The following is a 287-nucleotide window of genomic DNA, read 5'->3' on the forward strand; positions in this document are numbered from 1 at the left end:
CGCTGCTCATCACGCACTACACGCGGATCCTCCGCTACATCAAGCCCGACTTCGTGCACGTGTTCGTCGTCGGACGCATCGCCGAGCAGGGCGGGCCGGAACTCGCCGACCGCCTGGAGGAAGAGGGCTACGATCGATTCACGGCGCAGACCACGGTCGAGGCCTAGGACCACCACGAGTGCAGGCACCTGCGGGTGTCGCCGTGGAACACCGTTCGAAAGGAACACGTGCGATGAGTGATGTACAGCAGGCGCCGACCGCGCTGGAGGACATCGAGGAAGCACTCC

At 64.8% G+C, this 287-nt stretch carries 1 pseudogene; it reads left to right on the plus strand.

Annotated features, from left to right (window positions below):
* A pseudogene (gene sufC, locus FJV46_RS15670) lies at nt 1-167 on the plus strand (Fe-S cluster assembly ATPase SufC); the annotation flags it as partial.
* Nucleotides 168-287: the final 120 nt, after the last annotated feature.

This window comes from Arthrobacter agilis (assembly GCF_006494655.1).
Taxonomy (GTDB): Bacteria; Actinomycetota; Actinomycetes; order Actinomycetales; family Micrococcaceae; genus Arthrobacter_D; species Arthrobacter_D agilis.